This window comes from Mycoplasma tracheobuteonis, assembly GCF_054456995.1.
Genome location: NZ_JBTKTG010000006.1, coordinates 1 through 14,511 on the forward strand (window position 1 = coordinate 1; position 14,511 = coordinate 14,511).

A 14,511-nucleotide genomic window follows, 5' to 3' on the forward strand; every position below is an offset into this window, starting at 1 on the left:
AAAAAGATGACAGCTCCACTTTAACTTTAGTGGAATGTCATCTTTTTAATTTTTAAACATTCGGTCTATTACCAATTTGTAACTTTAAAATCTACTTCATAGTGCCTAAATTTATTAGCATCTTCTATATGCATCATAATATTAAGTTCGATATATAATTAAGCGCAATCCGTGCTTTTTTATTTACTTTTTAGCCTATAGCATAGCTACAAAAGCAAATAAAAAGTCAGCAACTTTTGTTGCTGGCTAATTAAGCATATACAACTATTATAAAAGCTATAGAGAGAATTAGATAGATAATAGATGCAAATACAAATGGGAATTTTGTTTTAGGGTGCGCTAAAGCATATTCCTCTTTCTTTTGCTTTTCTATTCTTTTCTTTTCTAAATAAATTCTTTTATCTTCATTAGGCATTTTCTTTAGTTGTTTTTGCTCTTTAGCATCAGATAGATTATCTATAGATAATCTTAATTTGCTAAGAGTTCTTTCTAGAAATCCTAATTTAAGTGCTATAGCAATAATTGAGATAAAGAATGTCACAAATGCTGGCACTGAAAATGCATCTATAGCTTTATTGTGATTTCATTGATCTTTATTTATTATGTAATAGGGAATTACAATAGCAAAATAAAGAATTAAGAAAGCTAAATTTATAAGGTAGAAGCGCAAGCTTGAAAATTCACTTTTAAGTTTTAATCCTATTCTATAGGTAGTTTTATTCATCTTTAGTCTTCGCTAATCATTTTCCAACTTGTGAACTTGTTCCATAAACATAATGTAAATCATCTTCTACTTCATATTGCATAGCAATATTAGGGAACATTTGTTCATCAAGATATGAAAGTTCAAATTTAACATCTTGGAATTTTTCGTTAGCATTTGAAATTTTAGGAATAGCTTTAAATAAGTTTATTGTGTAAGGGTGAACTGGATTTGCGTAAATTGCTTCAGTTTTACCTGATTCAACAATTTTACCAAGGTGCATAATTTGCACTCTATCAGCTATATATTCAATCATAGAAAGGTCGTGAGCAATAAATACCATTCCAATGTTCTTTTTCTTACATAAATCTTTTAGAAGGTTTACAACTTGAGCTTGAATTGAAATATCAAGTGAAGCGATTGGTTCATCGGCTACAATTACTTTTGGTTCTGTGATTAAGGCACGAGCAATAACAATTCTTTGTCTTTGACCTCCTGAAAATTCATGAGGATAACGATAAGCGAATTGTTTTAGTAAACCTACATCTTCTAACGCTTTATAAATAATAGATTGTGTATATAGATCTGAAATACGTTTCATTCTTAATGGTTGACCTAGTGTTGTAATAAATTTACCTAGTTTACCCATCTTCTTGTATTTTTGATCTTTACGTGTAATACCCATTAATAAGTAAACACTATATAAGTTTTTATTTAGGTATTTGTATTCAATTTTGAATGAAGCAATACCATTAAGTCTATCTTCTACATTTGTTTTATATACTTTAAGGTCAATTTGACGTTGTAAATATTTCTTATATTCTTTAGAATTCTTTTTAGCTTTTGATAATGGTGCAATAACATCTTTAGCAAAGAATTTCATGAAGTTTTCATTATTTTGCATAAATTGTGCAAAAACTTTTTTATCTCTAGCACGTAGTTCTTTATCAACTTCACTTGCTTTAGCGATTTCTTCTTGTAATTTTAAAATTCTTTCACGATATGATACAACATATTTTTTAGCTTCTGTATCAAATAAAGCTTGAGCACGGGCTAATTCAGCTTTAGCTTGCATTCTGTTTTGGTAGTAATCTGGTGCATATTTAAAAGCTTCTTTAATCATTTTTCTTTGTGTTGATCTTTCAGCTTTTTTAGATGCTAAATATTTTGTTTTAAGTTCTTTTTCCAATTTAGTAGATTGTTGAATGTATGAACTTAAATCAAAGTCATATTCATTTTTTACAATCTTTTTAAGTTCTTTAATTGATTCTTTTTTACTTGTATTAATGTTTAATTTTTCAGCATAGAATTCTTGAGAATATTTTCTAAATTCATCAGACATTTTTAATAAATCTTCGAATGAAAGAAATTTAAGTTGCGAGTAATTTGCTTTAAGTTCCTTATATAAACGATGATTAATTAAATATAGCTTGTACTCATGGAAGAATAAATCTAAAAATGTTGTAGATAAAGCATCATTGTGGTGCATACGATATTCATTTTTAACTTCAGCAAGGAAGTTTTGAATAGATGTTTTTGAAATTTTAGCTGTATCTTTGTAATTAGTTTTATCTTCTTCATAAACTAATTTTTCGTCATTGTATTGATTTTTTAAATCATAGAATTTTTGAGTAAATCAAAATAGTTCTTTTTCATGTTTATATTTATTTCTAGCTTCTTCAAGTTCAACTTCATCAAAATCAATTTTCTTATTTCTGAAATCAGCTTGCTTGCTTTCGTATAAAGCAATAAGTTCTTCAATATTTTTATAAAGGTTATTAATTACAATTGAATTGATTTTAGTTCTTTCTTCTAAATAAGCAAAATATGAGTTGAACTGATCATCTAAATTATTTGCTATATCAAATGTAATTTCATTTCCTAATTTTTCTCATTTAGCAATAAATGGTTCATGTAATTTATTTGATATAAGAAGACTTTTTAGTTGATATTGTAAAGCATTTTCAATAAATGTAAATCTAAAGTTGCTTTTAACTTTATTTCAATCTGAACTGATATCTTTACGTTTATTCTTTATGATTCCATTTACAATAAGTGGTTCTTTTAAAATACTATAAATAGTATTTTGACCATTTAAAGAAGCCATAGGATCTTGGAAAATCATTTGAATATTCTTGTGCATAAACTTTTTACGTTTACGTGATATTCTTTTACCTGAAATGATTTTTCCATCTAAACGAACGAAACCATTATAGTCATCATATAGTCTTAAAAGTGAACGACCAATAGTTGTTTTACCTGATCCAGATTCACCAATAAGTCCTATAATTTCACCTTCTTTAACATCAAAAGAAACATTATCTACAGCTTTATTAACTGCATTTTTATTAACAAAATATTTCTTTAAATTAATTATTTCCAAAATTGTTTTTTTATTATTCATTAAATACCTTCTTAAAGCTGTCTAGTCTTGATTGTAATTCTTTTGATAATGTTACTTTAGGTGCATCTGGGTGTAATAACCAAGTTGCTGCATAATGGTTTTCTGATACTTCAAATAGTGGTGGTTCCTTTAAAAAGTCTATTTCCAAGGCATATTCGTTTCTTGGCGCAAAGGCATCACCTAATGGTAGATTATTCATATCTGGGGGAGTACCATTAATAGAATATAATCTATCTTCTTTGTTTTCGGGGATAGCTGAAATTAAAGCTCAAGTATAAGGGTGACGTGGGTCTGTAAAGATATCTTTCTTGCTTCCACGTTCTACGATTTTCCCTGCATACATTACATAAATGTAATCACAGAATTTAGCAACAACGGAAATGTTGTGACTAATAAGGATGATTGTAATTTGAAATTCTTGTCTAATTTGTTCAAATAGCGCTAGCACAGAGGCTTGAACAGTAGGATCTAAGGCAGTTGTTGGTTCATCAGCAATGATTAAACTAGGTTTAAGAGCAACTACCATAGTAATAACAACTCTTTGTTTCATCCCACCAGAAAGTGTGTGTGGATACATATTAAAGACTTGTTCAGCATTTCTAATACCGAATTGTTTTAGTAAATTAATTAAGTAATGTTTCTTTTCGATATTTTCCTTGCCTTTTCAATCTTCATTTTTGTTTAAGGCATCAAGAAGTTGTTTTCCAATTTTTCTTGTTGGATTAAGTGAAGTAAGAGGATCTTGAGGAATATATCCAATTTTGTGCCCTCTTATCTTTTCTCAGAAAGAATCTTTTTTGCTTTGCATTAAGTCAATTCCATCAATTTCCATTTTATCAGCTGTAGTAAAAGCATTATCATTAATATTTAATAATGATTTAGAAGTAACTGACTTACCTGAACCAGATTCACCTACAATACCGATAATTTCACCTTTATTAATTTCAAGATTAACACCACGAACGATAGTAATGAATTTATTACGTCTTAATTTAAATGAGACTTTTAAGTTTTCAACTGTTAACAGTCTTTCTTTTTGTTCCATAATATTTTCTCCTATCTTGTTTTAATAACTTTTGGATCAAGAGCATCGTGTACTCCTAAAGCCACAAAGTGAAGTGAAACTGAAATTAATAATAGAATCATAGCTGGTAGCACAAGAATAAAGGCATTATCTCCGGCTTGAGCAGCAGCACTTGAAAGAATTGAACCTAGGTTAGCTTGATCTGATTTGAAGAAACCAAGGAATGCAAGTGATGATACAGACATAATGATTCCTGGAATTGAGGCAACATAGCTTGTTGAGATTTTTCCAATAATTGCTGGAAGTGCATGTTTGTAAATTAATCTAGCTTTTGAAGCTCCAACTGATTTTGAAGCTGTAATGTATTCTTGATCTTTAACTGTAATAATAAACATTCTAGTGCTTCCTACAGATCCAACTCAACCAATGAATACTAAGGCGATACCTAGTGTTAGGTCTGTTGTACCGAATGTAGAAGCAAAGATTAATAATCAAATAAGTGTAGGAGGCGCCACAAAGATATCAATTAGACGCATGATAACTGTATCAATTCATGATCCTACATGGAATCCTAAGTAAGCTCCAATTGCTACACCTATAACTGTTTGAATAGTTGCTACAATGATAGCTAATCTAATAGCTTGTCAAGTTCCAACTCATGATAAGGTTCAAATATCGATACCATCTTTATTTGTTCCTAAATATGTTGATAAGTTTAACTGAGGGTTGATAGCTATAATTTTATCAATCATAGCATTAACTTGATCTACTGGTGCATTTTTAGCAAGTCCTGAATTTTCAAGAGCAATTGCAATATTACGCGCTTTTAAGAAGGCATAAGCATCTACATTAACGCTTTGCATGTCTTCATTAATTTGCACTATTTTAACTGCGTTAGCAGGGTTATCTACGCCAAAGAACATGAATCTATTTCATAAGACACCACCAAAATAATCCTTATTCGCTCATTCTCTTGTAATTTTGTCAAAGTTAGGAATGTTTTCTGATGAATATCAAGGTGAAAACATTGGTGGTAAGTTTTGTACATCTGGAGAAGAAGTTTGTAAAACTTTACCATCAGGAAGGTAAATTGGCACTGTCCGAGATATCGGCTCAGTTGAAGAATATTGTGCTACAGCAGTAACTACAATAGACATAACTAAAATTGCAATAAAGACAATTAAGGCAACAACAGAAACTCAACTTGTGAAGAAACGCTTAAAGATTTCTACTAATAACTTTTTAGGTTTACCTGCAATATTATTTAATAATGATTCTTCTTTAGGAGCAAATTGTTTAACACTACTTCTAAGTTGATTTAAAGATAAATTATATTTTTTCTCAAATTCTTTAGCATTCATTAGAATTTTGCTCCTTTCGATGTAATTTCATTCATTTTAAATTGTTTGTTTCTATCTCTTCATGCAAAATAGAATTTTGTGTAACTATATGGAGAAGCTGCTGTATATTTAATTCTTGGATCTAAAATAGCAAATGATACGTCAACAACTATAGTTGTTAATAAGCTTAATAATGTGAAGAATACTGTAGAGAACATAATAATGTTAATTTCACCTCTTGGGAAGGCTTGAGCAATAACTTGTGATGTTCCGGGTACATTTCAGTATGTTTCGATAACAATCCCACCACTAAGAAGTCCAATATATGACGGAATTAAGATAGCTGCTAATGGGATTGAAATGTTTCTTAAAACATATTTGAAGAAAATTTCTCTCTTAGAAAGACCTTTAGATTTAGCGATTAAAATGTAATTTGAAGTAAGAACTGTAATAACTTGGTTACGTGTATATGTGATATATCCTGATAATGAACCTAGCACAATAATAGCGATAGGTGGTAATCAAGAAACAATCATTTTACCTACACCATAGGCTTCAACTTCTGTTTCATTGTTAAAGTTAATAAAGTGTGGTGGAATATTAGCTGAGAAAAGAATTGAAATTAAGATAGGCGCTATAACGAATGATGGAAGAGCAATAAAGATTAAAGCAAAGAAGTTGATTCCTGCATCAAATACTGTTCCTCTTTTGTAACCTGCGAAAATTCCTAGAGTAATTCCTAAAATAGCTGCAATTACAAAGGCTGGAAGTGTAATTATAATTGAGTATTTAAGGTATTTAAAGAAGTACTCTGAAATAGAAGATGTATTTGTTTGTTGGAAAATTGTTTCATCATAAGGCAATCCAAATGGGTTAGCATGATTTGTAAATAAATTTTGTATTCAATATCCGAAACGAATGAATGGGTTTAGTTTTATAGTCATTCATGTGTTCTTTACATCTTCATAATTTAAATTATTAGGAATTAAGTGATACTGTACGGATTTATCATACAGTTGGCGAAGTTGGTTAGCTATCGAAGTACCAGAAGAACTAGCCGAATTCTGTTCTTGCATAGCTTTTTGTGCAAATGGGTTATCTGAGAATTGTGCTACAAGTAAGTACACAACCATCGTGATAGCAATCAATGTTACGATTGCAAACCCAATACGCTTAAGTATATATTTTCACATAGTTTCCTTTCTATTTATTGTCTTCTTTTACTACTCTGTAGTTAGTTACATCATCAAATCCGTTATATGTCACAGGTATAATGTAGTTAGGGTTAGTAATTCTTTTAGCAAAAGGAGATTTTGAAGCTGTTAGGTAGAACATATCAGGGATAGCTCCAACTATATTCGAAATCTCTTGTGCTAAGTCTAAAAGATCTTTTTTAGTTATATCTTTAGTAGTTGTATATTCTAATCAGAATTTAGCGTTTAAGTCGCTTAATTTTGTAAAGTTTACTGCTTCATTTTCTTTTAAATCAACGAAAGCTTTTTCTCCGTTAGCTTGAGTTTCATATTTCTTCTTACCTAATCAAGAATCCATTTTATTTAATTCAGCTGTAGTTAAATTAGCTATATCTTCCATAGAAACTGAAAGCATTTGTGTAGGTTGTTGGATGTATTTTGCAAAAGCTTGTGTTGCTTTATATAACTGAGGATAAGCAATTTTTAATTTATCAGCATACTCTTGATTTACAAGTGCTGTAATCATTAGAACAGCTAAACCTGTTCTGCTAGCATATCCTGTTATTCCTGATCCTAGACCATCGTAGTCATATCCTCAAGAAGCTCTTGTAAATGGTGTTGTATCTTGTAATCAATAGCTAAATCATTCATCTCTTTTTTGAGCTTCAAACTCTACAACTCTGAAATCAAGTCTACTATCTAATCCATTTATTGCTGCTACATAGTCTTTATAACCTTGTTTTCTAGCTTGAGTAATGTTTGTATATGATCACATTATGTCCATAGAAACTTTAGTTCCAACAAGTTCTGGGTGTGCTTCATACACTTTATCAAGTAGAGCTTTCATTCTTTCCTTCATTTGTTCATAAACAATTGATTTTGAAGCATCTTGAGCTGTTACGTTTAAGTTTTGAGTATCTGAAGGTTTTAGGAATGTGGAATTAATCTTATCAAATACAACACGTTGACCTGTAGCTGAATCAACAACAAAGGTACCATTAATAATATCGTGATTTGGTCTTAAACTATTTGTGTCTAGAGATTTATCATCAACATCATCATTCGGTTTTAGGTTTGCATCTGGTGCAAATGCTGAAATTCAAGGATATGAAGGGTTATTTGGAGAAAGTTGATTTGCAAATGAAGCTCAAGAAATAGCAGATGAAATGATATTTCTAAATTCTCCCCCAATTCCTAGCGTTGTATAAGGGACAGTATTTTTAGCTGTTCCCTCCATTAATTCTTTAACAGAAGTTCCATACATTGTATATGCAAACGCATCACTCATATAGGCTTTTTTAGATGCTTGAGGCATAAATCTTCACATAAAGGCTTTTAGCAATGAATCTTTTGCTAATATTTGTTGATATGATAACCCGTATGCTTTAGGATCTTTTAAGGCAGCTTGTTTGTTATTTTTAGTTAAACTATCAAATGGATATTCAGCAATACCTCCAGATAAGTATTTATAGTAAGTTTGATTACTATATGTTTCTGGATCAATTGGTGATTGTTGATATGCAGTTGTTAATTTTAATAATGTTTGATTTGAACCAGTATAAGTTGTGTCAAAGTAATATGGATTTAGATATTGTGATAATGAGAAAGTTTCTGAATCATATGGTTTTGCATAGTATTTACCAGCAAATAATGTAGTTTGTGGATTAAATCCATATCAGTAAATACCACTTTCTCTTGCTTGACCTGAAGCAGATTTGACAGCTTTGACAATTGTGTTATATAATGTAGTATCATTTTTTGTCGCTAGCACTTGTGAGTAAATATCTTCAGTATTATTTAGTGTCATATCCTTAATATATGTTGAAGGAGCAGGCACAAAATCGTAGTTAATTGAGATAGTTTCTAGCAATTGCATAAAGTCTGTTTTTGCATTATCGTATTTTCCAATAACAAATAAATCATCCTTAACATCTTTATTTTCTGGGTTAGGAGCTTGAACAACAGTTTTATCCTTATCAAGCATTTGATCTCAGTTAACGTTATACATTTTGTATAAATATTGGTTAGGGAATTGAGCATCTGGAACAAATGCTTTATCAGGAGATATTAGTAATTTTCTAACTTCTTCATCAATATATTTGCTTCCACCATTTGAATTTCTATATTTTGTATCATTCATCATTGTTCTAACAATAGATGTATAGAAATCTTCTGAAATTATAGGATATTGAGTTCTTTGACCTTGAGCATTAACTCAGAATTGTCCCGGTCTAATTCTAAATGAGAATTTAACAACATTATTACCAGAAACTAAATCCATAAATTCTTTAGAGTTAATTGAACGAGGATTTGATGAAGTTCTTTTTACAACAGTATTTCTATAAGTTCCATCAGGGTTATCACCGACAGGTACTAAACCAGCATCATCACTATCGAAAACATGTATGTCATAGACTTTTTGACCTTTTTCATCCACTTTTCCATTATCAACATAAACATAAATAGCATCTGCTAATTCAAGTTTATATCTTTGAATTTCAGGTGAAAGAATTGCTTGAGTTTTTTTCTGTGTAACTCCATTTTCATCAATAATTGTTTCTTCAGTATTTTTAATTATTGGTCTACCTAAAGTTTCAAGTGAAACAAAACTTAGTGTAGTACTATCAATAGTTGAAGAAGCAACTCTTCCTCCATATGAAGCCGAGAAATCAGCTGGATATGATGAAAGAGAAAATGAAGAGTTAAATGATCTTTGGTAAACTCTGGTTTTAGCTATTTTATCACCCACTGGACTATTACTAAATGTGTAATCAGGACTAATAATCTTTTTAACTTGTTCTAATGATAAATATCCTTGAGTACCTTGTAATTTATCATTGTAAGTTTTGTCTAATGCATCCATTTGATAGATATAAATGTTTGTTTCAGCATCTTTTACTAAATCTGCATACTTTGTATATTTGTTGTATGCCTCTTGTAAATTAGCACTAAATTTAGCAATTTCTGCATCAGTTTCTTGTTTTTTAGCCACTAATTCATTATTCGCAATAACAAGTTTTGCATTAATAGCATTTATAGATTCATTAATCTTATTTTCGTCAGACTTTAGTTTATCTAATTCAGCTTGTCTACCTTGGCTATCATTAGCAAATGAAATTTTTAACATAGCAGCTTCAGCATATCCTAAAAATTTCTTTGCTTTTTCTAATTTTGCTTCAGCTGCAGCGATTTTGTTATTAATTTCTGTTACCTTAGTTGTTTGTCTTTCTGTAATGCGATTTTGAAGACTCTCAATTTTGGCTTTAAGCTTATCTTTTTCTTCACCATCAGGCAGAGCATTATATTTATCAGTTGTAGCTTTTAACTCTATTTCAATATTTTCGATAGCTATTTTATTTTGTTTAATTAAATCTTGTGCTCCTGATAATTCAGCTGTAGCTTTTTTAAATGAAACATTTATAGTATCGTATGTCACACCTTCTTCTGCACTTATTTCAGGGATTATAAATTTTTCTTTGCTTTCAAGGTTCTTTAAAAAGTTTTTAATTTCATCATTTAAAGAATTAGAAGGTAACTGTTGAATTTGTTCACTTAATTTTGGAAAAGATGTTTTTCCAGCAGCTAGTTGATAATACATTTCTTGAGCTTTTACAATTTGAAGATTATATTCATTGTTAAGGTTATTATTTTCTAAATCTTTTACTTTAACTGCATAAACTTCTAGCTCTTGTAGCAAGCTTGATTTTTTATTATTTAGCTCAGAATAAATATTCCATTGTTCTTTAGCTAATGTATCATTCTTTTTAACGATATCTTGATATTCAGCAAGTTGATTATCATTTTTAATATCGCTTGGTTTAATAGCTGCTGACGATTTTGTCGCACAACTAGAAGCAAGCATTACCGTTGCTGCTAAAGGTATGACGGAAATCGAAGATAATAATAAATATTTTCTTTTCATGCTTCCTCCTTATTTTTTAATTTTGAAAATCTTATTTCCAAGCTTAATTCATTGTTGAGTTAAGTCTTCTACATAATCAAATCCTAATTTATAGAATTCGTCACTTTCTAAATTAACACCAACATTTCTTAAAATTTCAATCGGATAATCGCTACATCCTGCTTTTAAGAAGTTATCAATGTAATTTTGCAATGCACTTGCACCTTCTTTTTGATATTTAGCAAAAAAGAAGTTTGCAACTAATTGCCCTATAGCATACTTGTAAACGTAAAATCCATAGTAGAAATGAGGTACATAAATTGCTTTTAGATTTTCTTTTGCATTGTATTTGTATGTTTTTTTCTTATCACTCTTATATTTTAAAGAATTTTTAAAGTATATATCAGATATTGTTTCATAACTTCCAGATGCATTTCCAGAAGCTATTGCATTATATAAGTCGTATTCATAATTTGCTCATTCAACTTGCGTTAGAACTGTACCAGCAAATCCTGAAATCATATTGCTTAGTATTTTAAATTTTAATTTATCATCATTTGATGTCTTTAGTAAGTAATCAAATAACATTAGTTCATTAAAGATTGAAGCTATTTCAGCTAAAAATATAGGATATTGTGAGTTTACTAATGGTTGATATTTAGAAGAAAAGTATGAATGCATTGAGTGTCCTAATTCGTGCGCTAGTGTTTCAATACTATCTAATCTACCATCAAAGTTCATTAGTATGTACTTTTTATCTATATCATATGTTCCACCGATACTATAAGCCCCACTACGCTTATTGTCTACAGGCATGAAGTCAATTCATCCTTGATTAAAGGCTTTTTCTACTTCAGCTATATATTCTTGACCAAAAGGCTTAATAGCATTAGCCACAATATCTTTAGCTTCTTCTACACTATATTCAGATTTTACATCTACTAATTCTCTAGCACCATCCCATTTTTGCATCATATCATGGAATTTAGCTTGGTAAAACTTTTTGTAGGCTTTCTTATATTTATTAAAAATTACACTTCTGTCTGAAACTTGATTAAATAATTTTTGAAGAATTGCATCACTAACCTTGTCGCTACTTGTTAGCATTGCAACAGCTGAATCATATTTTCTGATTTTTGCTTCTACTGTAATAGATTTAAATTGTTGATATAGTGTTTCTGCAAGAGATTGTCTATGTTGGTAGTAAGCATTTCAAAAATTATGATAAGCTTGTTTTCTTACTTCTTTGTTATCTGATTTAGAAAATGTCACTCTATTTGTTGGATTAAGTTTAACTTTCTTTTTATCAGATAAATTAATGTATCCATAATCAAGTTCGCTATTTGTTATGATTGAAAAAATGTTATGAGGATCTGGTTCTCCTAAAGAAGATTTAATGATATATTCCTCTACTTCGTCGCTAAGTTTGTGTGAATATTGTTCAATTAAGTCTTCAATTCCTCTTTTATATAAAACTAATCTTGGATCTTTCTTTCATTCCTTCATTTGTTCAATGTGTGCGAAGAAACGATTAGTTTCTGAACCATATTCCTCATCTAATTGTTGATTTAAGAATTCTCATTCCTGTATTAACTGCTTAAATTTAGGATCAACTATATTAATGTTATGGTTGTTTGATAAATAGTTATCAATTTTATAACTTATTATAGTTTGCTTTTCTGATTCGATTAAATCTTGTAAGTATGCATCTATGTTATCGTATTTAGTATCTTTATTTTTTATTCTGTTTTTATATATTTCTTTATATTGATCAATCCATTGTTCTAAAGTTTTACCTTGTAAAATATCTTCTAAATCCCAGCGATATTTTGATGGTACGTCTGAATATTTTCTGTATTGTTTAGCTGCCATATTTCTCCTTAATAAACATGAGAAAAAGAAAGTTTTGTAGGCTACAAACCTACAAAACCCTAAACAAAATTACTTTTATTATGGAATTTGTAAATCTATAGCACCAATGTTATTAAACAAAGAGTAGAAATCTTTTATGCTTTTCTACCAACAATCAGGTTGCCACCTTCAATGCTTCGGCTTTTATATCCTTTCAATATTTATCATCGCGTGCCCGCTAAAATATTTACTCTTATTAAAAGCTCCTCTATAGTTTATTCTTAGCAATAACAGATTTCTAGGTTGAATCTGTTATTAAATTTAGCCAAAAAACAGATACAACTAAAACACATTCATCATATTATGTCAGTGACGACGGATGAAGGTAATAATAATATTAGTTGTAATCACATTTCTTTCTTTTTTCATGCGTTTATTATAGCACACATGCAAATTATTAATAAAGAAAAATTAATTTGTTCCACATTTGTTCCACATTTTGACTTATATCCTTATAATATAGTCTTATTAAAATTTAATGAGCATTTCTATTTAAGCTTTTTTACAAAAATTTAGTGAAATTTTTATTTTTTTCTTACGTCTAAGTATTATTTTTTCCTTTAATGCTATGAAATAGAGATAAAGTTAAAATTAAAGCACTTATACTATATGGTAGAATAATGGGAGGGAAGGATGTTTATGAAAAAAATAAAAGTAAAAAAAGATAGTAAAGCTAGCTTTTGAGAAGTATTTCTTTTTATCTTAAAAGTTACTATTATTGGTTTTGGTGGTGGAAATGCACTAATGCCAGTAATCCAAAGAGAAGCAGTTATGAAGAAAAAATGACTAACTGAAGAAGAATTTGACGATATCGTGATTGTAACTAATATGTTGCCTGGAGCTTCAGTTATTCAAACTTTATCTTATATCGCTATTACATTACTTGGAAAAGTTAAGGGAACTATTTTAACATTACTTGCTATATTACCTCACGTATTATTAGCATTTGCATTCTTAGTAGTGCTAACAAAATATGTTCCTCAAGACTGACTTAAAATTATTTCAGTTGGTGTATTAGTAGCAATTATTGCTTTCTTAATTAACTTTGGGGTAAGATATGCAAAACAAGCACATAAAACTATGGCTACACCATTATGAATAGTTATCTTCTTATTTTCAGCAGGATATTCATTATTTATACCTGCACCATATAACTTACCTGTAGTTGCTATTGTGTTAGTTATAGCTGTTTATAGTATTTGATACCTAATAATGCGTAAAAAGGATAAGCCTATATCAGTTGAAAAACAAAAAGAAGAAAAATACAAGATTTGTGAAATATCTAAAGAACAATTAGAAGAAGCTGATATTGAAAATAACATTAATTGTTCTACAGAAGAAAATGAAGCTAAAACTAAGGAGGATAAATAATGCCTATTATTGGATTTTTAGTATGTATTCCATTAATTATATTTATATCTCTTTCAGTATTTGGTGGTGGGCAAGTTTTTATGCCTATCTTCCAATGATTATGAAATCTTATGCATTCTACATTTGGTGTAAAATCATTAGATGAAGAAGCTATTAATAGTATTTTTACAGTAGCTAATACCACTCCTGGAGTTGTATCTACTAAATTTGCTTTCTTTACAGGGTATGTAGTAGCAAATGGTGAATGATGAGGATATTTAGCTATGTTTGTTACTTATTTAGTATTCTGCCTACCAGCTATTGTCGTTATGGTTATTACCATGAAATATGTAAAGAAATTTAAAACAAATTCATATGTTGCAAATATGTTAATTGTTATGAAACCAATTGTTGCTGGTATTATGATATCACTAGCTATTTCTCTTCTAATATCTATATTAGTGCCTGAATATTACTTTAACTCATCAACTAAGGGATATACAGGAATAGCTGAACATAATTACTTTACAGGATATAAAAATATCTTATTAAAGATATATGTTCCAGTAGGGATTATAGGATCATATTTCTTAGCTAAAAAGAAAGTTTCATTATTTGTAATTATTGTTGTAAATATAATTATTTCAATCTTATTATTTGCTCCTTATGCGGGGTAAAGAAAAGT

General features: G+C 29.4%; 9 protein-coding genes and 1 riboswitch. Of the genes, 2 read left to right on the top strand and 7 right to left on the bottom strand.

Translation table 4 applies throughout. The annotated features are described in order from the left end of the window. Positions 1-250: 250 nt before the first annotated feature. The 7 genes from ACX1M8_RS01805 to pepF are packed head-to-tail and all read right to left on the bottom strand — an operon-like array spanning position 251 to position 12,437. Entirely contained in the window at positions 251-724 is a 474-nt protein-coding gene (locus ACX1M8_RS01805; RefSeq protein ID WP_458797936.1) for a DUF3899 domain-containing protein, read from the bottom strand. Next, positions 717-3,107 carry an ATP-binding cassette domain-containing protein gene (locus ACX1M8_RS01810; RefSeq protein WP_458806977.1) on the bottom strand — a complete coding sequence of 797 codons (2,391 nt, stop codon included), beginning with the start codon at positions 3,105-3,107 and terminating at the stop codon, positions 717-719. The genes ACX1M8_RS01805 and ACX1M8_RS01810 overlap by 8 nt, the downstream gene beginning before the upstream one ends. After that, entirely contained in the window at positions 3,100-4,152 is a 1,053-nt protein-coding gene (locus ACX1M8_RS01815; protein WP_458616827.1) for an ABC transporter ATP-binding protein, read from the bottom strand. Before ACX1M8_RS01815 ends, ACX1M8_RS01810 begins: the two co-directional genes overlap by 8 nt. An 11-nt stretch (positions 4,153-4,163) precedes the next feature. Continuing rightward, complete coding sequence (locus ACX1M8_RS01820) at positions 4,164-5,492, bottom strand: ABC transporter permease (RefSeq protein ID WP_458616824.1); 1,329 nt, start codon at positions 5,490-5,492, stop codon at positions 4,164-4,166. Continuing rightward, complete coding sequence (locus ACX1M8_RS01825; protein WP_458616822.1) at positions 5,492-6,664, bottom strand: ABC transporter permease; 1,173 nt, start codon at positions 6,662-6,664, stop codon at positions 5,492-5,494. Before ACX1M8_RS01825 ends, ACX1M8_RS01820 begins: the two co-directional genes overlap by 1 nt. Positions 6,665-6,674: 10 nt before the next feature. Next, positions 6,675-10,586 carry an OppA family ABC transporter substrate-binding lipoprotein gene (locus ACX1M8_RS01830; RefSeq protein ID WP_458836677.1) on the bottom strand — a complete coding sequence of 1,304 codons (3,912 nt, stop codon included), beginning with the start codon at positions 10,584-10,586 and terminating at the stop codon, positions 6,675-6,677. Positions 10,587-10,595: 9 nt separating this feature from the next. Then, complete coding sequence (pepF, locus tag ACX1M8_RS01835) at positions 10,596-12,437, bottom strand: oligoendopeptidase F (RefSeq protein WP_458836678.1); 1,842 nt, start codon at positions 12,435-12,437, stop codon at positions 10,596-10,598. A gap of 90 nt (positions 12,438-12,527) precedes the next feature. After that, positions 12,528-12,695, bottom strand: a riboswitch (Lysine riboswitch). Positions 12,696-13,115: 420 nt separating this feature from the next. On the opposite strand from pepF, the gene ACX1M8_RS01840 reads away from it, so the two are divergent. Together ACX1M8_RS01840 and ACX1M8_RS01845 are read left to right on the top strand one after the other, a co-directional pair. Then, on the top strand, positions 13,116-13,847 hold the full coding sequence (locus ACX1M8_RS01840) for a chromate transporter (RefSeq protein WP_458834955.1): 732 nt from the start codon (positions 13,116-13,118) through the stop codon (positions 13,845-13,847). Then, positions 13,847-14,503 (top strand): chromate transporter, encoded by a 657-nt coding sequence (locus ACX1M8_RS01845; RefSeq protein ID WP_458797929.1) that lies wholly within the window; start codon positions 13,847-13,849, stop codon positions 14,501-14,503. Before ACX1M8_RS01840 ends, ACX1M8_RS01845 begins: the two co-directional genes overlap by 1 nt. Positions 14,504-14,511: the final 8 nt, after the last annotated feature.